The sequence below is a fragment of the Leptothoe sp. LEGE 181152 genome, assembly GCF_032906605.1.
Taxonomy (GTDB): Bacteria; Cyanobacteriota; Cyanobacteriia; order Phormidesmidales; family Phormidesmidaceae; genus Leptothoe; species Leptothoe turfae.
In genome coordinates, this window is record NZ_JASATU010000032.1 from 339,636 (window position 1) to 363,014 (window position 23,379).

15 protein-coding genes are annotated in these 23,379 nt (G+C 48.1%); 5 read left to right on the forward strand and 10 right to left on the reverse strand.

Going from position 1 to position 23,379, the window contains the following annotated elements; genetic code table 11:
- Positions 1 to 718 precede the first annotated feature (718 nt).
- Both tftA and QGP82_RS18695 read left to right on the forward strand, forming a co-directional pair.
- A complete protein-coding gene (tftA, locus tag QGP82_RS18690; RefSeq protein WP_163666590.1) occupies positions 719 to 2,092 on the forward strand; it encodes a hormogonium tapered terminus morphoprotein TftA in 1,374 nt (457 codons plus the stop codon).
- Positions 2,093 to 2,412: 320 nt separating this feature from the next.
- The gene (locus QGP82_RS18695) at positions 2,413 to 3,552 is read left to right on the forward strand and encodes a SpoIID/LytB domain-containing protein (RefSeq protein WP_163703333.1); all 1,140 of its coding nucleotides are present in this window, start codon (positions 2,413 to 2,415) and stop codon (positions 3,550 to 3,552) included.
- Between the two features lie 85 nt (positions 3,553 to 3,637).
- Here the strand turns inward: QGP82_RS18695 and ilvB are convergent, their stop codons facing one another.
- Positions 3,638 to 5,485 (reverse strand): biosynthetic-type acetolactate synthase large subunit, encoded by a 1,848-nt coding sequence (gene ilvB, locus QGP82_RS18700; protein ID WP_163703334.1) that lies wholly within the window; start codon positions 5,483 to 5,485, stop codon positions 3,638 to 3,640.
- Between the two features lie 319 nt (positions 5,486 to 5,804).
- Positions 5,805 to 6,323, reverse strand: a complete 519-nt coding sequence (locus QGP82_RS18705) for a hypothetical protein (RefSeq protein ID WP_163666583.1) — start codon at positions 6,321 to 6,323, stop codon at positions 5,805 to 5,807.
- Positions 6,324 to 6,719: 396 nt separating this feature from the next.
- On the opposite strand from QGP82_RS18705, the gene QGP82_RS18710 reads away from it, so the two are divergent.
- A complete protein-coding gene (locus QGP82_RS18710) occupies positions 6,720 to 7,046 on the forward strand; it encodes a late competence development ComFB family protein (protein WP_163666581.1) in 327 nt (108 codons plus the stop codon).
- 194 nt (positions 7,047 to 7,240) lie between these two features.
- The gene (locus QGP82_RS18715; RefSeq protein ID WP_163666579.1) at positions 7,241 to 8,746 is read left to right on the forward strand and encodes a sensor histidine kinase; all 1,506 of its coding nucleotides are present in this window, start codon (positions 7,241 to 7,243) and stop codon (positions 8,744 to 8,746) included.
- A gap of 18 nt (positions 8,747 to 8,764) precedes the next feature.
- On the opposite strand, the gene QGP82_RS18720 is transcribed toward QGP82_RS18715, so the two are convergent.
- The 3 genes from QGP82_RS18720 to QGP82_RS18730 all read right to left on the reverse strand — a co-directional run bounded on the left by QGP82_RS18720 (position 8,765) and on the right by QGP82_RS18730 (position 10,582).
- A complete protein-coding gene (locus QGP82_RS18720) occupies positions 8,765 to 9,721 on the reverse strand; it encodes an SDR family oxidoreductase (RefSeq protein WP_163666577.1) in 957 nt (318 codons plus the stop codon).
- A gap of 222 nt (positions 9,722 to 9,943) precedes the next feature.
- Complete coding sequence (gene petM, locus QGP82_RS18725; protein ID WP_006516600.1) at positions 9,944 to 10,048, reverse strand: cytochrome b6-f complex subunit PetM; 105 nt, start codon at positions 10,046 to 10,048, stop codon at positions 9,944 to 9,946.
- Positions 10,049 to 10,168: 120 nt separating this feature from the next.
- Positions 10,169 to 10,582 carry a glutaredoxin family protein gene (locus tag QGP82_RS18730; protein ID WP_499060650.1) on the reverse strand — a complete coding sequence of 138 codons (414 nt, stop codon included), beginning with the start codon at positions 10,580 to 10,582 and terminating at the stop codon, positions 10,169 to 10,171.
- Between the two features lie 262 nt (positions 10,583 to 10,844).
- On the opposite strand from QGP82_RS18730, the gene QGP82_RS18735 reads away from it, so the two are divergent.
- Complete coding sequence (locus QGP82_RS18735) at positions 10,845 to 12,020, forward strand: HhoA/HhoB/HtrA family serine endopeptidase (protein ID WP_163666573.1); 1,176 nt, start codon at positions 10,845 to 10,847, stop codon at positions 12,018 to 12,020.
- A 232-nt stretch (positions 12,021 to 12,252) separates the two neighbouring features.
- On the opposite strand, the gene QGP82_RS18740 is transcribed toward QGP82_RS18735, so the two are convergent.
- The 5 genes from QGP82_RS18740 to rpsT all read right to left on the reverse strand — a co-directional run bounded on the left by QGP82_RS18740 (position 12,253) and on the right by rpsT (position 23,277).
- Positions 12,253 to 16,251 (reverse strand): DNA-directed RNA polymerase subunit beta', encoded by a 3,999-nt coding sequence (locus tag QGP82_RS18740; RefSeq protein ID WP_499060651.1) that lies wholly within the window; start codon positions 16,249 to 16,251, stop codon positions 12,253 to 12,255.
- 54 nt (positions 16,252 to 16,305) lie between these two features.
- Positions 16,306 to 18,171, reverse strand: coding sequence for a DNA-directed RNA polymerase subunit gamma (locus QGP82_RS18745; protein ID WP_163666569.1), 1,866 nt, complete (start codon positions 18,169 to 18,171; stop codon positions 16,306 to 16,308).
- A gap of 187 nt (positions 18,172 to 18,358) precedes the next feature.
- Positions 18,359 to 21,712 (reverse strand): DNA-directed RNA polymerase subunit beta, encoded by a 3,354-nt coding sequence (rpoB, locus tag QGP82_RS18750; protein ID WP_163666567.1) that lies wholly within the window; start codon positions 21,710 to 21,712, stop codon positions 18,359 to 18,361.
- Positions 21,713 to 22,164: 452 nt separating this feature from the next.
- On the reverse strand, positions 22,165 to 22,974 hold the full coding sequence (locus QGP82_RS18755; protein WP_163702721.1) for a TatD family hydrolase: 810 nt from the start codon (positions 22,972 to 22,974) through the stop codon (positions 22,165 to 22,167).
- 6 nt (positions 22,975 to 22,980) lie between these two features.
- Entirely contained in the window at positions 22,981 to 23,277 is a 297-nt protein-coding gene (rpsT, locus tag QGP82_RS18760) for a 30S ribosomal protein S20 (RefSeq protein WP_163666563.1), read from the reverse strand.
- Between the last annotated feature and the right edge of the window lie 102 nt (positions 23,278 to 23,379).

Genomic DNA, 23,379 nt, shown 5'->3' on the forward strand with positions numbered 1-23,379 from the left:
AACCACTTCAAGACCCACTCACTTAAATCACACACCCCTCTCAATCTTGCATCAGAAATCCCTGAAATCTAACAAGATCTTACTTTTATATACCGCTATCTATTCACACCATAAATCACCCATGCAAGTGTTTTTATATTTGCCATATTGCTTAATGTTTCGAAGACATACTTCAAGAGATTAGCAGAGGATGTTAATTATTGCTCTCTGTACTAAACTTCGGACAAATCTCACGGCTCAATCGTTTCACCCCCAATATTCAGATCTAAGAACAACATCTGTCAACGGTAAAAACACGCTATTTCCTTTTCTTTCGATCAAAATTAGTAGGCTATTCGTTTTTATTTTTGTGCTAGCTATTTCCTCTAGGTTTACTAATAGCCAACTCACGAAAAGAACTCTCTTGCAAAATTTTCCATACAGATGCTTGTTGAGCTTTTGCTAACTCCTGAAACTGATACCAGTGACTATCTTGATAGTCGTCTTTTCAAAAATACTTATCCAAAATACTTATCCCACCAGGGATTAACTCGCGCCAAGCATGCTATGTCATCCGAAATTCCACACCCTTGATGCTCAATCACCTGCTGAGGCCAAAGTTGCGCGTCAAAGATAGGTACGTACACATCCTCCATTTCATTCCCCAAGATTGAGAAATTGATGTATCCTTGCGGGGACAATTGGCAATATGCCTGGATAGAACGCTTTACAGGGTCACATGGCACAAATTTTTATCTCAGCAGGCCACGGTGGATTTGAAAATGGAGTCCGCGATTCTGGAGCAAAAGTCGAGGGTATTACGGAAGCCCAGGAAATGATCCGCATTCGGGATCTAATTGTCCCGGAGTTGCGAGCACGTGGACTCGCAGTCCTTTCCGTCCCCGACGACCTCAGCCTACAAGAAAGCATCCGCTGGATAAATGCCCGCAACCGTCCCGGTGATGTTGCGTTAGAAATACATGTGGGAGCCTTTCAAAATAAGAACGTCCGGGGAGCAACTGCTTATTACATTGCAGGCAACAAAGCTCGGGCGGAAAATGCCCGGGTTGTGTTGGTAGCCATGCTGCGCCGGGTACCGACGTTAACTGGCCCAGGAGGTCCAGGCGTTAGACCAGACACCGAGGCTGGTATGGGTCGCTTGGCCTTTTGTCGACAGGTAGAACCGCCATCCCTTTTACTAGAACTGGGCTACATAACCAATGATCGCGATCGCGGCATTATCCTCAGTCGCCGCCGCGAAATTGCCATTGGCTTAGCGGATGGTCTGGCAGCCTGGAGTCGTGAGATTAGTGGCACCCAGCCGACAGCACCCACACCTGCGCCCCAGTTTCCCATCATCAATATCACCATTAATGGCGGTCAGTATGACGAGAAAGGCGTCTTAGTCAGCGGTAACTCCTATGTGCCGATTGATGTCGCAGACCGACTTGGGCTTAATCTGGCCAGTAATGATGACATCCGCAAAGTACGGTATGGCAATGTGGTGTACGTCAAAGCCGTTGATTTAAGAGACTTTAGCATCTCCATCGGCTGGGATGCTGCTAGCCGTACCGTGCAACTCAAGTCTCAGTCGGCCCTTACCATCTGCCCAGGCCTCATTGATCAAATCATGGGCCACGGCAACGCCTCTGAAATCAGCCTGATGATGTTCTTGAAGAACAATAACGAACAAGCACTTCGAGACTTCCCGGATTTGCATAAAATTTATCGTCAAGAAGGAATAATTGAGGGTGTGAATTATGACATCGCTTTCTGTCAGATGTGTGTAGAAACCTCTTTTCTACGATTTGGCGGGAATGTGAAAGCCTCGCAAAATAATTTTGCAGGAATTGGCGGCCTGGGAGGGGATGCAGCAGGGGCATCCTTCCCCAGTGCACGTATTGGCGTGAGGGCTCACATTCAACACCTCAAAGCCTATGGCAGTAAAGAACCCCTGGTGCAGGAACAGGTAGATCCCCGTTTCAAATTTGTCAGTCGGGGCAGTGCCGTACTCGTGGGTCAGCTCAGCGGTCGTTGGGCTGCTGATCCAAACTATGGTGAGAAAATTCTCAACATGGTGAGACGACTTTATGAGTCTGCAAAGCTACTATAACTTCGCAAAAGTAGCCCCAGATAGATGTTCCTCAAACTGGTATTATTCATGGCTAATGCCCATCGGCAAACTGTCATATGCCAACTGGCACACATCCCTGTAGAGATTATTCTGAGAACACCGAACTGCCGCCAAAATAGCGCTGTTTACAGCCTTTAAGCGGTCATTGTGTAGGTTTTTCTTAGACATTGGGGTTGGCAGACTACCTTTTATGGTTATGATTTGTCACCCAGCATCTGCTTAGGTTTTAAATACTGCGTATTACCGGGCACCCTTAGAACTGGTCTACTGATATCTGCCTCAATTCCTGACTATCTGCCATGCTTAATACCTCTTCTTGGCCTCTTAAACTTTTTTTAGCCCTTGGCCGTCATAGCTGGTGGGGTGCCCTCCTGTGGTTCCTCTGGGTTATTCCTGCCCATGCTACCGAGCTGAGAATTGCTATCCGCAACAGTGCTAATCAAGTCCAGATTGGCGCGTCTACAACAGGTGTTATTCGCGACAACCGAGGACAGGCAATTCTTCAGCTACCTGAGTTACAGTCCATCAGCGTCGATACAAACGGTGGACGATTGGAACTTACTGATGGCTATAGCGACTTTGGTCAAGCCAACACCTTTTGGTTAGAGCCCTCCAACGATGGAGTGGTCTGGATTGGCGACCGTTGGTATAGAGGTAGAGTTAAGCTAATACCCAGTAATGGTGGGGTAACGGCGATTAATTATGTCGATATCGACGATTATCTCTACAGCGTTGTTGGTAGTGAAATGCCTGCGAGCTGGCCCCAGGAAGCATTGCGATCGCAAGCCGTGGCGGCTCGCTCCTATGCCATGTATCACAAGAGCAAAGCTAACGGTCAATCCTATGATCTAAAAAGCACTCAAGCGTCCCAAGTGTATAAAGGATTAGACGGTGAAGCAGCCTCTACCCAGTCTGCCGTAGATGCCACCCATGGCAAGGTACTTACCCATGGCGGCAAAGTGATTGAAGCCGTGTTTCATTCGTCATCCGGCGGCCACACCGAAAATTCAGAACATGTATGGTCTCAAGCTGTGCCTTATCTGAAGGGGGTGCCTGACTTTGATCAAAATGCGCCTGTTTACAGCTGGCGAGCACAGTTTTCGTTGGAAGAAGTTGGCGCACGCATCGGCTACCCTGGCATCATCCAGGCTGTGGAAGTCCTGAGTCGCAGCCCCCAAGGTCGGGCCAATCGCATGAGCATCATTGGTGATGCTGGCGCATTAACCATTACGGGCAATACATTCCGTCAAAAGTTGGGTCTACGTAGCACTAAGTTTGATCTGGCCGTCAGTCCCACCAGCATTTCAGTGGCGGGCAATGGGTTTGGTCACGGCATTGGCATGAGCCAGTGGGGAGCCCGAGGCATGGCTGAACGGGGTCAGCAATACCGTGATATTCTCACGCATTTTTATAATGGAACTCGCCTAGGGTCGCTATAGGGAACCAAAAGTATCCATAGAGCAACCCCAATCACGACGCATTCACCTTCCAGATGAGCAGATCGTGACTTAGGCGAGCAATCTATTACAGCTTAGTGCCACACTCAGAACAGAATCGATGACTCACTTTGTTGTCACTGCCACAACTATGACAATGAACAAATTCTACTGGGCGCTTAGTTGCAGGCTCGGCTAAACCAATCATCTGAGAGTTGTTCTTGCCAGGTGGAACCATAGGATAACAGTTCTCATCACGACGGACCCACACGTCCAAGAGTACTGGACCGTCATGGGCAAGCATATCAACGATGGCCTGATCAAGTTGATCAGGCGATTGCACAACAATCCCTTTTACACCAAAGGCGGCGGCCAACTTCTCAAAGTCAGGCATACCCACTTCCATATTGGAAGAGGCATAGCGCTCACCATAGAAGCCCTGTTGCCACTGACGTACCATCCCTTGCCAGCCGTTGTTAATAATGACGGTTTTAACCTTGATATTGTATTGAGCCAGGGTCGCTAGCTCTTGCAAATTCATCTGGAAGCTGGCATCACCACTAATGCAAATGACCTGCTCATCACCCACACCGATTTGCACACCCAATGCTGCTGGCATACCGTAACCCATGGTGCCCAGACCCGCACTAGAGATCCATTTACGCGGACCATTCTGAAGAAACTGAGCTGCCCACATCTGATGCTGACCGACATCAGTGGTGTAGTAGGCATCAGGGGCATAACGACCCACTTGAGCAATCACGTGCTGTGGAGCAAGCTGATCGCTATACGTAGGAACTTTGAGGGGATAATCCGTTTTCCATTCATCAATGCGGGCACGCCAAGCACCTGTTTGGTCTGGGTTGGCGGGTTTGTCCAGACGAGCCAACAACTCAGTCAAAACATTTCTGACATCGCCCACAATCGGCACATCAGGCACACGACACTTACCGACCTCAGCGGGGTCAATATCGACATGAACGACTTTAGCGTGCTGTGCAAACTGCTCCAGGTTGCTCGCTACTCGGTCATCAAAGCGGGCACCAATGGCCAGCAAAAGGTCGCACTCACTCACGGCAAAGTTGGCATAGGCTGTACCATGCATCCCTAGCATGCCAACAGATAGAGGATGTCGCTCATCAAAAGCCCCCTTACCCATCAGCGTGGTGGTAACAGGAATCTGAAAATGTTCGGCTAGCTGAGCAATTTCTGCATGGGCCCCGGAAATAACAGCCCCACCACCGACGTAGAGCAAAGGCTTTTGAGCGCTGCGCAGCAGTGCGATCGCATTAACAATCTGCCGGGGATTCCCTCGTGTCGTGGGCTTATACCCTGGAATTGCAATGGAGCGTGGTGCCACTGGAGCATAGTCAAATTCTTCTAAGCCAACATCCTTAGGCACATCGATCAGCACTGGACCAGGACGACCAGACTGAGCAATGTAAAACGCCTCAGCCACGATATTTGCCATCTGTCGCGGATCGCGGACCACATAGGAGTGCTTAACGATGGGCAGCGTGATACCAAAAATATCGGTTTCCTGAAACGCATCACTACCGATTGCTTTGCGAGTTACCTGCCCAGTGATAGCAACCATTGGCACCGAATCCATCTGGGCCGTTGCAATTCCTGTGACCAGGTTGGTCGCCCCAGGTCCCGAAGTGGCAATACACACACCCACCTGTCCTGTCGCCCGAGCATACCCATCCGCCGCATGGGATGCAGCCTGTTCATGACGCACCAGAATATGCTGAATATCACCTCTCTCTTCTGCTTTATAAAGTTCGTCATAAACCGGCAGAATTGCCCCACCGGGATAGCCAAACACGTGACGCACGCCATGGCGCACCAGGCTATCGATTAGAGCAAAGGCACCGGTCGCTCGCTGAATGACGGGTTTTGCTTTAATGGAAGGCTTAACAGACGTTGAAGTCATAATTTTCGAAGGGCAGTCAGAAGTGCGTCAGCTACGGGAATGCTATCTAGGCATAATTGCTGATGGTTGTCTATTTTACAATCCCAATTCCAAGGAGTTAGACAAATTTCATAGAAAAACGATTTTCTAGCCTCAGGTCAGAAGACTCAAGCAAACAAACAATCGGGCTCTGAGCAGGTTCTGAGATAGTAAATAGAGGAGCACGGCATCACCATCTGCCGCCCTAAATAGCATGGATTCAAGGTTCCCCAATCATTCGTAAGTTAATTCATCTCAGGACAAAATTACGTCAACACCTGATAACAAAATCAAGTTCACCTTAATCCAAGGACAAAACAGAACAGATGAACTCAAGCGCGGTCATCGGCTGACTCCGTGCATTTATAGCCCCCATTCCCGTAGTGGAATCAGGTGACTGCCAGAGTGTTAGGTGCTCAACCGCCGGATCTGAATAGAAGTAGCCCTGACTCTCAATCGCTGCAGGAAAGTATGTAGTGCGATGGGTCCAATGGTCATGACTCATACGATAAATTTCCAGGTCCCCCAGGAGCGGCATGCCCCATCCATCGATTGCAATTAATCGACTGCTTCCCCCCATCTTTGTCCAGGTCATTAACATTGGGTAAGCGGCAACCACCCCAGCACTAAATGCAATCACCTGTAACAAGCGATCGCGGCGTGGCGCTTGTGGTGAATTGAGCAGCCAGGGCAACGTTCCGGGGGCCGCCCAAATTGGCATCACCCATAACCGCTCTGGCGTAATTACCCTCAACAAAGATTGCAGGAAGTCATAGGTTAAATCGGCGGAATGATAACCAGAACAAATCAACAACTGCATCGTCACAACATGATTCGCCCGAATTGAAACAAAATGATCGCAAGGTAAAAAAACATTGCAACAGCTGTTAACTATAGTTTATTTCTCAGTGTCTTCAAGTTTATTTTCCAGACAAATATTTAGTCTTTATTAAAGATGACGCACCCTTGATTCATGGTGGGAAAAAATAACATTAGCTAAAGGCGGGGATCAAAGATTTAACAGCGATCCCCGCCTTTGAATTGAAGTCAGAGACAAGTCTCATATCATCTTATTCAAGCCACTTTTGGGTATGGTTTCTCAACAGACTTACATAGTGGAAATCACGGTTGAAATGACAGAGTTTTGACTATTACATAAACTCCATAGCCATGCCCTTGGCAACCTACCCACAATCCAGAATCGGAGATCCTCACGATGGCCAACACTCTCATTAACATCGCGCTACCCGTCGTCAACGAAATTATCGATGATGTTTTAGCAACTGGCCCTTCAGCATCCTATCGAGATACCTTTACGAGTTCTGATGCTCGCGACCGGCTAGCCACGTTTGTGCTGAGTCGTTTGCCCGCTCGTTATATGACTATTGCTGAAGAATGTTCCTTAGAACTACCGCGTAACTGCTACTCTGCGGAGCAACATCGCCAAATTCGTCAGCTGGTGTACCAGGGCATCCAAAAGTTACTCACGCGTCCCATTTCATCCACACCGGACACCTTAATACCCTCAACCTGGTTCGGCTAATAATAACCAGTAGTTTGAGCATCAGCTTAACAAATAGTATTATTCCAAACCCCCTATGGACGTTCGGTTCTACCCCATAGTCATAGGGGGAATCTTGCCAGTAGTCTCTAAATAGACATGTTGTCAGACGTGTTGTCCATATCAGCTATCGTCTGCTGATGTATGGTACGACAACTATATGCATCTAGAGGCCCATGGTGGAGAAGTTTTTACCCACAATTAGTAGTCTGGTGGCCTTGGGAGAATTAGGGGCTGAGCCAATGGCTTGGGAAGGTCTCAACTCAGACAGTGCCAGGGAGACTGACCACCAGAATCAAGCAGAGCGGGCTGAAATGGAGTGGCAGGGAGCAATTACATCCCTCGGACATCTTTTAAAAGAGACGCTACCCCACGGTGCTGAAAAAAGCACTAAATCTAAAAAATCGGCAAAACCACGCCAAAGTAATCGACAAACACCAGCAGGCATCCTCTTAAGTGGGCCATTCCCGGTTCTAGATGCACCAAAGCTTACGGTGCAGTTGTCCAATTGGGTGTTTATTCCCCCACCGTTAGATCAGCTATCCCAAGCATTTTCTCAATTAATGCCAGCTGATGATACACCGCCCGTTAATACAGCCGCTGCTCGTATTTTGCCGTTAATTGACGGAGACCCTCTAGCCGGCGAGCGGTTTTGTTTGTTGCTGACCGAGCGTTTTAGCGTCGTACTGGTGCTGGGCCGTGATGCTGATAATGACCTACGGTTTCAGTTTTCATTTACTCCTGAGGTTATTAATCAGGTCTGGCGATTATTGCGATCGCGCATCTACTTGACCACACCAAAACAGCTAGCCTTCCTGAATCCACTGGTTGAAAAATTTGTCCCCACAGAGCCAGATTACCGAATTGTCAGCCAGTTTAGCCGCTGGATGCTGTCTTCCCTACCAGTCCCCAAACCTAACCCAGTGATCGAACGCATTGTTGCGGTGCCAGGTGAACCTGGCAACAGCCATGAATCCCACGGATTGGATACCGAATTGCTCCAGGCCATGGCCCATGAAATTCGGACACCATTGACGACAATTCGCACCTTGACCCGTTCCCTAATCCGCCGCAAAGATCTAGTCGAAAAAGCGAAGCAGCGACTACAGCAAATCGACAATGCCTGCACCCAGCAAATTGACCGCTTTAATCTCATCTTCAAAGCTGTCGAGTTAGAAGCAGCAACCCACAAAAGCCACCGTTCATCTTTAACAGCCACTGCGCTCAGTGAAATTATCCAATCCGCCATTCCTCAATGGGAACAAGCCGCCACTCGCCGTAACCTGTCCCTTGAAGTCAAACTCCCCAAAGACTTACCCATGGTAGCCAGTGATCCCATCTTGCTGCAGCAAGTGCTCACGGGCTTGGTAGAACTTTTTACCCATACAGTGGCTCCCAAAGGCCAAATTCAGCTGCACGTTATGGCTGCCGGTGATCAGCTCAAACTTGAATTTCAGGCTGAGGTTAGCTCGATCTGCGATAAAAACCGTCCCACCCTGAAGTCGCTTGGAAAACTACTGATGTTTCAACCTGATACAGGGGGACTCAGTCTCAATTTACAAACCACCAAGGCCCTCTTCACAGCCTTAGGCGCTAAGCTCACAGTACGAGAACGAACCAACCAGGGTGTCACTTGGATGGTTTTCCTACCCATCGAAACGGCACACTACCCCATTGTGTAGCGCTGCTAAGAACTGGTATTAGAAAGGCAGCTTTTTTTTGCTTTCCCGGCTGCTTTCAAAGTCCATCTCCTTGAGCTTTTTAAGAATGCGGTTAAAGTATTCACCCATGTACTCTTCCACAGTGGTCGTTTCCGACTTATCCAGGCCAAACGTGCTATAAACTTCATCCATCTCAGCATCCAAGGGCTCACTGCCGGCACTGACCTCAGCAAATGCTAAACGATCAGCAAACTGCCATCCCCATTGGAAAAAGTTTGCAAAGCTGCGGACACCACGCAATAGGCCCAACGACATGGTTGAGACCTTCGCGTCTTCACCAGAAAGACGTTCACAGAGTCTTACTAGCTCATAGGCTCCCCAAGCTCGAGTGCCAGCCAGGGGAAAGGAACGCTTACCAGTCTCAGGTAGCTGCAATGACCGTACAGCAAACCGAGCAATATCTTGGGTATTCATATAAGCGATGGGAGCTGCTTCGCCCATGACCCAAATAGCCTGCTTTTCTAAAAGCGGAATCGCATATTGCCCTACGAGGCCCTGCAAGAAACCACAGGGTCTCAGAATTGTGTAATTTATCCCCGATTCTTCTAAGAACTTTTCCGTACAGTGCTTAATGTCCATTAAAGGGACATGGGGGTATTTCTCACAATTAAGAATCGAAATGAATACATACCGCTCTACCTTGGCATCCACAGCGGCCTTGATTAAGTTAACTTTGCCGTCCCAGTCCACATCGTAGGCAGAATCCTGAGGGCGGGACGTTGCTGCATCAATCACAGCAGTCACGTCGTCAAAACATGGTGGCAATGACTTAGGGCCACAGAGATTCGCTTGGACCAACTGGGCTCCCCATTCTCGAAGAAATGCGGCTTTCTGGAAGTTACGCACCAGGCACTTAACGTCAAACCCTTCATCTAAGGCATTGCGAACAATCTGACGACCCAGCGTGCCCGTTGCACCAACCACCAATATGCTCATGGAGGACTCTACACAAAACTTAACGCTTTACTCAGCTTAACAGACGCCGCTTCGTTCGAAAACCTAGGTTTGAGTTAAAAAAGCAGCGGAGCTTCACCAAATGGCTAGTTTCGCTGCTTTTTTAATAAACTAGGCAATTTGAATGAGCCTTAATCTGAATCCATCAAAGATTAAAATCAGCACTCACAAAAAGCACCAATCAAGCTGTGAAAATCCAAACGATTACTCTTCAGCACCTTGAAGCTTCAGCATTAGAAACCCAACACCAAGCCCCACCATGACAATGACAGACATTGTGACCGCAACCGAAAAAATTTCTCCGCCCATAGTGCCTAATTATCCTCCTGCGTATGTCTCTAATAATTAGAGACGGCATAGCTTAAATTCTTTGGTTACATTCTAAAGCAGTTTGGGCATCTAACTCTAGCAAGGTCTATACCGTTCTGCTTAAAGAGCAGGACTAAACCCACCCCATTCCCCATGGTTAGGTTCAAGGGGCTCACTCGATTTCTCAAAGCCTGAGATAATTGCTAAACGCCTCAGGGGTTGAGCTCCTAAATAGAATTCTCCGTTGATTTGCCAAGTGGGATACGCGTTGATACCCACTGCATTGCAGAGGTCTACTTGCGGATTAACCCCGCGCAGATCGCATTCAACATATGGAATTGACAGGGCAGCGTCGCCAAAGATTTGCTTTTGCCTGGCACAGTGCGGGCACCAGTAAGCTCCATACATTTTTGCCCCCGTGTTTGACAGGTAATCAGCTAACTGAAATTCATAGCTGGGGGCAATGAGCTGGCCGATGGAGAAATCCTGGCAGCTTGCGATCGCAACCACTATCGTTACCCCCCACAAAACCATCCAAAAACCCCTACCGAACATGACGTTTATCCCCCCGTAACGACCATTACCTTACATGAGCACAACCCTTGGCACTAGAAGAAATGGCTAAAATTTTCCAAAATCGCAGGTGATGATTTCCAGGGCGGGTTACCGCACACGATTCTTAAGGAAACTGGCACAATAGAACCAACTTTTAGCCATTAAACTAGCTCCCCAACAAAGTCTAGTACAGGCCTTACGAGAGTCCTTTAGGGCCGTTGTTGTCTCAGAGCATGACCTTATGACGCCTTTTGATCTACCCAAGCCCTTCAGCCATCGAATAATTCGATGGCTGATTACTTGCTGTTCAGCAATACTGCTTTTTCTGGCAGGCATCCAACCAGCAGCAGCTCTGACTCAACCAGCAGCTGAAACAACTTCACTATCGAGCGAAAGCTTTGTTGCCGCAGCTGTGCGACGCGTTGGTGAAGCAGTTGTGCGCATCGACACCGAACGCACAATCACCCGCAACGTACCCGATTTACTCTACGACGATCCCCTTTTTAGGGGATTCTTTGGCCCTGATACATTCCAGCGAATTCCCCAGCAGGAACGTCTCAGTGGTCAGGGTTCTGGCTTCATCGTAGATAGCAAGGGCTATATTCTCACCAATGCTCACGTTGTCAACCAAGCAGACCGCGTTACGGTCACCCTCAAAGATGGCCGACATTTTGATGGCACGGTCGAAGGATCAGACGAACTAACTGACTTAGCCGTCATCAAAATCAATACAGACAGTAAAACCTTACCAGTAGCCTCCTTAGGGGACTCTGACACAATCGATGTCGGGGATTGGGCCATTGCCGTAGGCAATCCACTGGGATTAGACAATACCGTCACCCTGGGGATTGTCAGCACGCTGAAACGATCAAGTGCCACTGTTGGTATTCCCGACAAACGACTTGATTTTATTCAGACAGATGCCGCCATTAACCCAGGTAACTCTGGTGGCCCCCTCCTCAATAGCCAGGGCGAAGTCATCGGTATCAACACCGCAATTCGAGCAGATGCCATGGGTATTGGTTTTGCTATTCCTATCAACAAAGCAAAATCTATTCAAGACCAGCTAGCCCATGGTGAGCGCATTGCTCATCCTTATCTGGGCATTCAAATTGCTGATCTAACTCCAGAAATGGCAAAACGCAACAATGATGATCCCAATGCCAGCATGATCATTCCAGAAATTAGCGGAGTCTTAGTTATCCGTGTTCTTCCTGAAACACCAGCTGCTGAAGCTGGGTTACGCCGTGGAGACGTGATAACGCAAATTGATGAGCAGCATTTTCAAACAGCTAATCAGCTACAGTCCTATGTTGACCAAGCCCAAATTGGGCAGCAATTAAACCTAAGCCTACATCGTGGAGAACAGACGCAGACAATCACAATCAAAGCCGCAGCACTAGATCTAGACGCATAATACAAATCCGAATTCATTCAACCCGATTGAAAGGGCAATCCTGTAGGGACACTCCATTAGGGATTAGTTCTCTTCCATACTGGGCGCTATCAGTCAGCATTCCGCATAAGGTCAAATCCCAAAGTAGTAATCTGAGCCAATAAGAATAAAGGGGCTAAGGAATTTCCTTAGCCCCTTTTACTTAGATGTTTATTTTTCTAGAGGATTAGCTAGACTTGCAATCCTAAATAATCTAAGGAGCGGCCGTTTGATCATCAATCAAAGCATTATCATCCAAAAACGGAGATGGAGGCGTTGGAGTTGTCTCAGCAGGTCCGGGTCCCGATGCATTTGCTCCAGGAGTATTACCACTTGGAGTACCGCCCAACATATCGTCGGTAAACATGTTAAGGCCACCTTCACGATCATAGGCACGAGCGGTGCGATCGTCTAAGACCATATCTTGTAAAGCCATATCATCCGATAGAAAAGCCTTATCGAAAGAAGGATCTATCTCAGGAGTTGAACGCTCTTCATAGGCATTAAATCCTGTACCAGCAGGGATTAGGCGACCAATAATCACGTTCTCCTTCAGACCACGTAGCCAATCAGACTTGCCTTCAATAGCCGCTTCAGTCAACACACGAGTTGTTTCTTGGAAACTTGCTGCTGAAATAAAGCTATCGGTATTTAGCGAAGCCTTAGTAATGCCCAACAATACAGGAGTGTATTCCGCCGGAGCCCCCCCTGTAATCGACATCGCTTCATTCACCTGTTCTAGCTGACGAATCTCAACGAGCTCGCCAGGTAGCATTGTGGTATCACCACCGTCTTCCACACGGGCCTTAGAAGTCATCTGGCGTACGATCACCTCAATGTGCTTATCAGCAATATCAATCCCCTGGGATTGATACACCGACTGTACTTCATTCACCAAGAAAGTCTGTACTTTTTGCAGGCTGATCATGGCAGCCTCATGTACGCCTTTAGTCTCACGATGATATTTGAAGAAGAACTCCAAAATCTGGTGAGGATTCAGAGGTCCATCTGTCAGTGGTTCAGCCAAAGCGACCTCTTGACCATCGGAGACAATCATAGGCTGCCCCGGAGTAATTGGATACTCAGTCACCACACCATCATCTTCAATGATCTTCACCTCTACCGTTTCATCATCGCCATAAACAACCTGAGCACTACCCGGTCGCTCCGCTAAGACACAAGCTTCTTTAGGCTTACGAGCCTCAAGCAGCTCTTCAATCCGAGGTAAACCTTGAATGATATCCCCAGTCTTGGCACGTTCAAAGATCAACAACACCAAATTATCGCCCCGCTGAACGAGATCACCATCCTCAATGTGCAGTACCGCACCTGTTGATACACGATAAGGACGCGCAATCCGTAGAACAACACTGTCGCCATTAATCGCTACAACCTGACCAGAGTCTTCAGAGATAACCCCCTCAGCTAATGGAAAACCATCAACCAACAAATCTCCTTCCTTCACAGTTGGCGATTTGCCATCCATAGCAATTGTTACCAGGTCACTATCACGCACGACTAGGATACGGCGAACAGATTCCACATCTTGACGAATACCACGAACCTCTCCAGCTTCCTTAGACTGGATTTCGGTACGTGCCACAACAGCACCAGGTTCTATCTCCTGGCCTTCCTCAACAAGCAAGCGCGTCTGAGTACTACCCTGGGTTTGGTCAGCAGCAATATCACGACGGATGACTAGAGTCTCTAGAATCACTAGCTGAAGGCGCTGAATCTCTGGATCATGCTGATCGGGCACCAGCTCAATATCAGCTGTCAGTTGTGACGACTCATTGTCCACATTCAGAACTAGCTGAGTCCGCAGTAACTCAACACCATCAACCGACTTCACACGCTCGCCATCCTTAAAGAAGAGACGTTGAATCGCAGTGATGCCAATAGAATTATCTTCACTATCACTCACAGCATGTTGCGTCGGCACATCAGGCACATCAGGCACATCAAATTCCTGCACCGGGCGCAATAACAGCGCAGCTCCTTCAGGGGTTTCTACATACTCAACAAATCGAAGAGCTTCTGCCGTTACTCCAGGAATCACTTCCTCACCAGCACTAACCAGCACCCCATCCTTACCACTAGCAGCATCTGGGCTATCCACCATGTGAATATCCCCTGGCTTAATCACAATCTCCCGTAGAATGTCATTCTTTTGGGTGACTTCAACCACACCGCTAATTTGACAGAAGATATCCTTAACAACTTCAGTACCAGCTTCAATGAACTGGCCATCCTCAACCATTAGTAGGGAGATATCTTTATTGACCTCATGGGCTTCTTCTGGGATCCAAAGGAGAGTTCCACCTTTGGTAACTTCGTACCCTTGCTTGCCCTTACTCTTCTTAGCAATTTCTACACCTGAGAACTTGATGATGCCACCGCTCTGAGTGTGGTAAGTATCATCAACGAGTTCTGCAATCACCTGACCACCAGTGACTTTGGCACCCGGTGTAGCAATTAAGGAGTAACGTACTCCCTGATCGGTTTGTAGAAAATAATGCTCACGTCCTTGACCGCTCTCAACCGTGACTTCCGTGGTGTCCAGCATCACCGAAGCAGTAATAATCTCAACCTCACGGCTACCTTTACTATCAGAACGATCAGGCAAGCGAACCACCCCACCCCGCTCAGTGACAATTTTGGTTTCAGCCAAAATGCCGTTGGAATCAATCATGTCACCATTTTTAACCGTAGGCTCCGCACCAGGAGGTAAGTTATAAACTTCACCCGAGAGCACCCACAACAACCCACCACGTTGGGCCAACTTAGTGATGTTGCCTTGACGGTCTTTTTTCTCTTCCTGCACTAAACCAGCAAATAGCACTTCACCCGACATATCGGAGGTTACGTCTTTACTCGCTTTCTCAGTTACTTTACGGACTCGCCCAGTGGTAGGTAATTCTGCAATCAAGTCACCCTTTGCAAGAACAGTCCCATCAACAACAAATACAATGGAACCCTGTGGTAAAGCAACCGCGCGTGTCTTACCGTTCTCCATAACGATTTTGGCGTCGGTATTCGCCTCCATCACAAGAGCGTCTTCACCATGACGAGTTCGATAGGGACGGCTACGAAGGCTCGAAGGCATTTGGAACTGACCAGCTACCTTTGCTCGAACTTGGGGTGCTAGTTCTCCGGTAAATGTACCACCGGTATGGAAGGTACGCATAGTCAGCTGAGTACCCGGCTCACCAATAGATTGAGCCGCAATAATACCGACAGCTTCGCCTAAATCCACCATATGCGAATGGGCCAAGCTCCAACCATAACAATGCTGGCAAACAGAACGGGCTGCCTCACAGGTCAGAGCAGAACGAACTCTAACTTGTTTAATCCCAGAATCGTCTACAGCCTTAGCCATGATTGCGTCCATAGGCTGATTGCGAGGAACGATGACTTCACCAGTTTTAGGGTGAACGGCATCGTCAGCCAGAATTCTTCCTAACAGCTTGTCCTCAAGAGAAATTAACACCCGCTCACCGTCTGTCATGGCACTTAGGGGAATGCCCCGATCCGTACCACAATCAATTTCACGAATAATGACATCCTGTGAAACGTCTACCAGACGACGGGTCAAATAACCTGAGTCAGCTGTACGTAGTGCAGTGTCCACAAGGCCTTTCCGGGCACCATAGGAAGAAATAATGTACTCAGTAACCGTCAGTCCTTCGCGGAAGTTAGTCTTAATCGGCAAGTCAATAATTTCACCCTGGGGATTTGCCATCAAACCGCGCATTCCCACCAGCTGACGTACCTGGGAGATATTACCGCGAGCCCCAGAGAACGCCATCATGTAAACCGAGTTGAGCGGATTATTCTCCTTAAAGTTACGGACTACTTCATCCTTTAACTCTTCACTAGTTTCGTTCCAGGTATCAATTACCTTCTGAAAACGTTCTACCTCAGTAATTTCGCCCCGAGTATAGCGCTCTTCAGTGTCGCGAATTTCCTGCTCCGCTGCATCCAGCAATTTTCGCTTACTCGGGGGAACCTGCAAGTCGTCAACACTGATAGAAACCCCCGCACGGGTAGCGTACTTAAAACCAAGGGACTTGATTTCATCAGCCATTGCAGCTGTACGAGCCGTGCCGTAGTTATCAAATGACCAGGAAATCAGGTTTTTAAGCTGCTTCTTGTCAATAATACGGTTGCGAAAAATGATGGAGTTGGCTTGTTCGTTACCTTGATCTGCCATGGGGTCTCTCTGCCTCAACGTGGTACTGGCTAACTGGATAAAAAACTAAAAAATTTAACTGGCAAGGGCCGCATGGACAGCATGGTTGTAAATAATGCGCCCAGGGGTCGTATAGATATGTTGAGATAGGAGATTGCCGTCCCCATCTTCGCGAACACGACGATGGGCATAACGCTTAGTCACAAAGCCATCTCCGTTATCAATCACCTCAACCGGGTCGCCGTCGTGTTCCACAGGACCATCAAATCGCAGCCACACCCAAGCGTGGAGATCTACCATGCCTTGTTCGTAGGCAACAATGGCGTCTTCCATACTGGCGAAATGTGAGTCAGCTCCCTTTTGCTCATAGGGATTTTCCGCAGTGAGATAGTAGCAACCCAGCACCATATCCTGACTAGGCGTAATAATGGGTCGCCCTGTGGCTGGGGAAAGAACGTTATTAGATGCCAACATCAGCAGCCGCGCCTCAGACTGCGCTTCCAGTGATAGTGGCACGTGCACCGCCATCTGGTCACCATCGAAGTCAGCATTAAATGCCGGACACACAAGCGGGTGCAGTTGTAAAGCTCGTCCCTCTACCAACATTGGTTCAAATGCCTGAATACCAAGACGGTGTAGAGTTGGCGCTCGGTTAAGCATAACCGGATGATTTTCAATGACTTCCTCCAACACACCCCAAATACTCGGGTCATTGCGCTGAATCAGTTTTTTAGCGGCTTTAATGTTATTCACCAAACCTTGACGAATCAAACGATGAATCACAAAAGGCTGGAAAAGCTCAATAGCCATCTCACGCGGCAGGCCACATTGGTGAATTTTTAGATTGGGGCCAACCACAATTACGGAACGACCAGAGTAGTCAACTCGCTTACCTAACAGGTTCTGACGGAAACGTCCTTGTTTACCCTCAATAATGTCTGAGAGAGACTTAAGAGGTCGATTATTAGCGCCAACTACTGTTCGGCCACGACGACCATTATCAATCAGAGCATCTACGGCTTCCTGAAGCATCCGCTTTTCATTACGGACAATAATCTCAGGTGCCAAAATCTCTTGCAGTCGTGCCAAGCGATTATTCCGATTGATCACACGACGATAGAGGTCGTTGAGGTCCGATGTTGCAAATCGACCACCATCTAGCTGTACCATCGGACGGAGGTCAGGGGGGATGACGGGAATAACATCCAACACCATCCAATCTGGACGAGATCCGGTTGCAATAAAGTTGTCAATCACACGTAGACGTTTGATCAACTTCGCCCGCTTTTGACCTTTAGAGTTATCAATATTTTCCCGCAACTGCTCAGCAACAGCTTCAAGCTCCAAATCTTGTAGCAGACGCTGAAGAGCTTCAGCTCCAATGCCAACCTCAATACCAGACAGATCAGACTCTTCATCGTAAAGCTGATCTTCAATTTCAATCCACTGATCTTCAGTCAGGAGCTGTTTGTAGCTTAAGCTGTCAGCATTACCTGGATCTAAAACAACGTAGGCGTTGAAATACACAATTTGCTCAACATCTCTAAGAGGCATGTCGAGCAAAATTGCAATATAGCTAGGAATACCTTTGAGATACCAAACATGCGCTACGGGAGCAGCCAGTTTGATATAGCCCATACGATGACGACGCACACGTGACTCCGTCACTTCTACACCGCAACGCTCGCAAACGATTCCGCGATGACGGACGCGCTTATATTTACCACAATGGCATTCCCAATCCTTAGCAGGCCCAAAAATGCGTTCACAGAACAGCCCGTCCATTTCAGGCTTTAAAGTTCTGTAGTTAATGGTTTCTGGCTTGGTTACTTCCCCTACAACCGTGCCATTGGGAAGCGTACGTTCACCCCATTGACGAATACGGTCAGGCGAAGCCAGGCCGATTTTGACATAGTCAAAGCGCTGTTCTAGTTTTGGCATTCTCTTGATTCCTTGTACGCGGCCTACACATCAGGACATAGTTTCTGTTGACGAATCGAGGGACAGTTGTTTACAAAAGGTTGCTTCGCCTCGATTCTAAAGTGATGACATAAGCGTTCAGGTCTTTTCTAGCTACTTTGCATAGAGCTAAAAACAGACGGCTAAACGCTTATGCTCATTCACAGAGTTAAAGGGGCGGCTCCTCAATGGCAGGGGTAGGAGTCGCAGCTGGTGCAGCCGCAGGGGGAGCCTCAGGAGATGCTTCATCTCGAGAAATAGACTCATAGGTGGGCCGCGATGGTGAACGTCGATTAAGAGAATCTGACATTAAGTCAACCTCTACATCACGACTGGTGCCATCTTCTTGGGTTTCTAGTTTATGCACCGCGATGTCTAAGCAGAGGGACTGTAGCTCACGCATCAATACCTTGAAGGATTCAGGCGTACCGGGTCGAGGAATTGCCTTGCCTTTAACAATGGCATTAAGGGCTTCATTACGTCCCTGCATATCATCGGATTTGACAGTTAGCAGTTCCTGCAAAGTATAGGCAGCACCGAAGGCTTCGAGTGCCCATACCTCCATCTCTCCAAAGCGCTGACCACCTTGCTGAGCTTTACCACCCAAGGGCTGCTGAGTAACCAGCGAGTAAGGACCTGTAGAACGAGCGTGAATCTTATCGTCTACTAGGTGAACCAGCTTCAGCATGTAGGGTTTACCAACTGTCACCGGACGGTCAAAGGCTTCCCCAGTACGGCCATCGTAAAGCTGGATTTTACCTGGATCTTCAGGATTAAACACCCAGCTATTACCCGTGTTATCACGAGCATCCTGGAGCTTGCCATGGGTAGTTTCCATGGACGCTTCACTGCCATACATCTCATCAAAAGGCGTAATCTTGAAGCGTGCATTGAGATTCTCTCCGGCCCAGCCCAGCAAACATTCAAAGACCTGGCCTACATTCATACGAGACGGTACACCCAGAGGATTGAGTACGATATCAATCGGAGTACCATCCGGGAGATAGGGCATATCTTCAATGGGCAAAATCCGAGAAATAATACCTTTGTTACCGTGGCGACCAGCCATCTTATCGCCTACCTGGATTTTGCGCTTTTGGGCCACATAAACCCGCACCACCATATTGGCACCCGGAGGAAGCTCATCACCTTGCTCACGGGTGAAGACACGCACATCGACCACACGACCTTTTTCACCATTGGGTACACGTAGAGAATTATCCCTAACGTCCCGAGCTTTTTCACCAAAGATTGCCCGCAGCAGTTTTTCTTCTGGGGGCTGATCAGATTCACCCTTGGGTGTAACTTTACCCACCAAGATGTCGCCTGAGGTAACCCAGGCTCCAATGCGGATAATGCCGGTCTCATCTAGTTGACGCAGAGCATCTTCTCCAACATTAGGAATTTCGCGAGTGATTTCTTCAGGCCCTAGCTTGGTTTGACGCGCCTCAATCTCAAACTTCTCAATGTGAATAGAGGTGTAGAGGTCGTCGTATACTAAACGCTCGCTCAGCAGAATTGCGTCTTCGTAGTTGTAGCCCTCCCAAGGCATATAGGAAACTAAGACATTCTGGCCCAGGGCAATTTCACCCCCTTCAGTGGCTGAACCATCTGCTAGCACCTGGCCTGCAACCACCTTGTCTCCAGAGAAAACTAAGGGGCGTTGATTCAAACAAGTGTCTTGGTTAGAGCGCTGATACTTCTGGAGTTCTTGGGCATATTGCTTACCATCAGCATCAGTAACCACTACTTTCTTGGCATCAAGGAAAGTAACTTCACCATCAACCGGGCTGACGACTACCATCCCTGAGTCACGAGCGGCTTGAGCTTCCAGACCTGTACCTACTAAAGGACGTTCGGGACGCAGCAGGGGAACAGCCTGGCGTTGCATATTTGATCCCATGAGAGCACGGTTCGCATCATCGTGCTCAAGGAAAGGAATTAGTGAAGTAGCCACCGAGATAATTTGAACCGGTGAGACGGCTACGTAATCTACTTCAGAGGCTGACGTACTGATGAAGTCTTGACGGTAACGAACAGGGACAGATTCACCCAAGATGTTGCCATCGATATCGATGGGGATATCCCCTGGCGCTACACGGAAATCATCTTCCTCATCAGCTGTCATATAAACTGACGGCTGATCTTTACGAATACGACCATCTTCTACCGGGAAAAATGGCGTTTCGATAAAGCCAAAATCATTGACGCGCGCATGGGTTGCCAGGGAACCAATCAATCCAGCATTAGGACCTTCAGGCGTCTCAATTGGGCAAATACGACCGTGGTGCGAGGGGTGAATGTCGCGAACAGCAAAACCAGCACGCTCACGGGTTAAACCACCAGGCCCAAGGGCACTAATGCGGCGCTTGTGAGTTAACTCAGCCAAAGGATTAGTTTGATCCATAAACTGAGACAGCTGACTGGAACCAAAGAATTCCTTGATGGCAGCGACTAAAGGCTTAGGATTAACCAGAGACGCAGGCGTTAGGGAATCAGCATCTGAGACAGTCATCCGCTCACGGATAATGCGCTCCAAACGGTTTAGACCGACACGCACCTGGTTTTGTAAAAGCTCACCCACGGAACGAACACGACGGTTACCCAAGTGGTCGATATCGTCAATAATGCCGATGTCAAACTCTAAGTTAATGAGGTAATCAATAGCCGCTAAGACATCTTGAGGTGTCAATACGCGAACGGCATCTGGCACATTCAGGCGCAGCTTACGGTTAAGCTTATGACGCCCAACTTTACCCAAGTCATAACGCTTGGGATCGAAGAAGCGCGAATGTAGTAACTGCTGACCACCAGATACTGTGGGAGGCTCGCCAGGACGAAGCTTACGATATAGCTCTAATAGTGCCTCTTCTTCACTAAATTGACCTTCCTTCTCAATGGTCTTTTGGAAGTATTCAGGATGACGTAAGGAGTCAAAAATCTCGCCATCACTTAGGCCTAGAGCCTTAAAGAGGACTTGAGCAGAGAGCTTACGGGTTTTATCAATGCGGACCCAAACTAGATCGTTCTTATCAGTTTCAAACTTAAGCCAAGCACCTCGGTTGGGAATCAGGTTCGCATTGTAAGTACGGCGACCGTGCTTATCAGTTTCGGCTTTGTAGTAAACACCAGGACTACGGACAATCTGATTTACGATCACACGCTCAGCACCATTGATAATGAAGGTGCCGCGATCGGTCATCAGTGGCAGGTCACCAATGAATACCTCTTGCTCCTTAATTTCCCCAGTTTCCTTATTAATGAGGCGCGTTGGGACGTACATTTGTACTGAATAAGTACTATCCCGACGCTTAGCCTCATCAACCATATATTTAGGGCTTTTGAGCTTATAATCCTTACCAAGGAAATGCAGCTCCAACTTCCCCGTATAGTCAGTAATCGGCGAAAAACTCTCAAGTTCTTCAATTAGACCTTCTTGCAAAAACCAGCGAAAACTAGAGCGCTGAATCTCAACTAGGTCAGGTAATACAAAGGAGGATTGGGAAATGGTTAGGTCAGTCATTCGTCTCCTCAAGCAGGTCGGGCCTAAATAAATGGGGTATAAAAGTGAGAGAGTGAGATATAAGAGGGTTTAGTTAAATCGAAACCAGTAATGCTAAGCGACAAACAAAAGAATGACTACACTCCCTTGTAGGGCAATGCAGTCGGGCTAATATTTTTCGGGGTTTTGCTAGCATCCGATAGCTGAAATAGGTGCAATGGGCATTTTTGAAGCAACCGTTGGGCACCAGCGTTATGAATAGGATAAGTGTAAAAAGCTGAGCCAGTCGGCTATAGTAAGGCTAACGTACAGCCGAGGTAGTATATCACAAATCAGCAGTGAAATTTAATATTCTTGTCGCTTTGTATTTTTATTTAGCGATGAATCACCACAGAGACAGTGTTTTACTAAACTTCGCTCACAAATTAAGCACCTGTTTTTTACATACCTACATCATTTATTAAGGTTTGTCACTAAAGATCGAACGAAGACTCAGGAAGTTTGAACAGGGATCTTGCATTAGCAGTGGTCTGCGCTGCCAGCACTTCTAAAGGCACCTCTCGCAGCTTAGCGACACACTCAGCCACATGGAGTACATTAGCTGGTTGATTTCGTTTTTCTTTTCGCTTTGGCACTGGAGATAGAAACGGACAGTCAGTTTCTACGAGAATGCGATCGCATCCCACCATTTGAGCCGAGGCCTGAACCTGCTTAGCACTCTTAAAGGTCACAATACCGCTAAAGCTAATATAAAAACCTAAATCAAGGAACCACTGAGTTTCTTCAGGGGTACCCGTCCAGCAATGCATTACACCCTGCACAGGACCATGATTCTGGATAAACGCCTGTAGCACATCGCGCACTGCTGCCGCTGCATCTCGACAATGAATGATTACGGGCAAATCTAACCCATGGGCAACGGACAATTGGGCCCGAAAAGCTTCAATTTGAATTGCCTGATCATCGCCCTTGTAGAAATCCAGCCCGGTCTCTCCAATCGCCACTACCCGACGATCGGAAAGTGCCAGATGATGAATTTTCTCCGCCAAGTCTGGCGTCCACTTATCCATATCTTCTGGATGTAGACCCACCGCAAAGGACACTTCACTAAATTGATCAGCAATAGCCTGCATGGCAGCAAACTCTGAAGGCTGAACACAAGAATGAACAAGGTGAACCACACCAGCCTGTCGCCAAGCTGCTGCCACCTCATCTAAGTCTGCCTGAAAACTTAAGTTATCAAAGCTGTGGTGAATGTGAACGTGGGAATCAACCAGCTGCATGGATGACTATGCTGATGCTTCTTGCTTCTTACGAGCATGGGCAAGCTTGGACTTGCGACGAGCCGCTGCATTCTTATGGATGCTGCCGCGCTTGACTGCCTTGTCGATTTTACTAAATGCAGCTGACATGGAAGAATCAACCGCTTGCTTCTTCTCCTCATCAGAAGGATCTGCAGCATACGCGTCTAGAGCAGCGTAGTAGGTCTTGGTTAGGGTTTTAACCGCCGACTTGTAGGACTTATTACGTAGACGATTGCGCTCCGCAACTTGGATGCGCTTCATCGCAGATTTAATGTTTGCCACTATTTGCCAGTGTATTTTTGTCAGGATTCCGAATTATAACATCAAAGAGCATGCACAAGGGCTTGAACTGTCATAATCTGATTGGGCTATCCGGCTGACCCT

What these genes read in the sequence shown, in the direction of transcription:
- petM (WP_006516600.1), bottom strand. Translation starts at nt 10,048, where the DNA reads ATGGGCGGAGAAATTTTTTCGGTTGCGGTCACAATGTCTGTCATTGTC.
- QGP82_RS18740 (WP_499060651.1), bottom strand. Translation starts at nt 16,251, where the DNA reads ATGGCAGATCAAGGTAACGAACAAGCCAACTCCATCATTTTTCGCAAC.
- QGP82_RS18695 (WP_163703333.1), top strand. Translation starts at nt 2,413, where the DNA reads ATGCTTAATACCTCTTCTTGGCCTCTTAAACTTTTTTTAGCCCTTGGC.
- QGP82_RS18705 (WP_163666583.1), bottom strand. Translation starts at nt 6,323, where the DNA reads ATGCAGTTGTTGATTTGTTCTGGTTATCATTCCGCCGATTTAACCTAT.
- QGP82_RS18735 (WP_163666573.1), top strand. Translation starts at nt 10,845, where the DNA reads ATGACGCCTTTTGATCTACCCAAGCCCTTCAGCCATCGAATAATTCGA.
- ilvB (WP_163703334.1), bottom strand. Translation starts at nt 5,485, where the DNA reads ATGACTTCAACGTCTGTTAAGCCTTCCATTAAAGCAAAACCCGTCATT.
- QGP82_RS18730 (WP_499060650.1), bottom strand. Translation starts at nt 10,582, where the DNA reads ATGGTTTTGTGGGGGGTAACGATAGTGGTTGCGATCGCAAGCTGCCAG.
- QGP82_RS18745 (WP_163666569.1), bottom strand. Translation starts at nt 18,171, where the DNA reads ATGCCAAAACTAGAACAGCGCTTTGACTATGTCAAAATCGGCCTGGCT.
- QGP82_RS18755 (WP_163702721.1), bottom strand. Translation starts at nt 22,974, where the DNA reads ATGCAGCTGGTTGATTCCCACGTTCACATTCACCACAGCTTTGATAAC.
- QGP82_RS18715 (WP_163666579.1), top strand. Translation starts at nt 7,241, where the DNA reads ATGGTGGAGAAGTTTTTACCCACAATTAGTAGTCTGGTGGCCTTGGGA.
- rpoB (WP_163666567.1), bottom strand. Translation starts at nt 21,712, where the DNA reads ATGACTGACCTAACCATTTCCCAATCCTCCTTTGTATTACCTGACCTA.
- QGP82_RS18720 (WP_163666577.1), bottom strand. Translation starts at nt 9,721, where the DNA reads ATGAGCATATTGGTGGTTGGTGCAACGGGCACGCTGGGTCGTCAGATT.
- tftA (WP_163666590.1), top strand. Translation starts at nt 719, where the DNA reads ATGGCACAAATTTTTATCTCAGCAGGCCACGGTGGATTTGAAAATGGA.
- QGP82_RS18710 (WP_163666581.1), top strand. Translation starts at nt 6,720, where the DNA reads ATGGCCAACACTCTCATTAACATCGCGCTACCCGTCGTCAACGAAATT.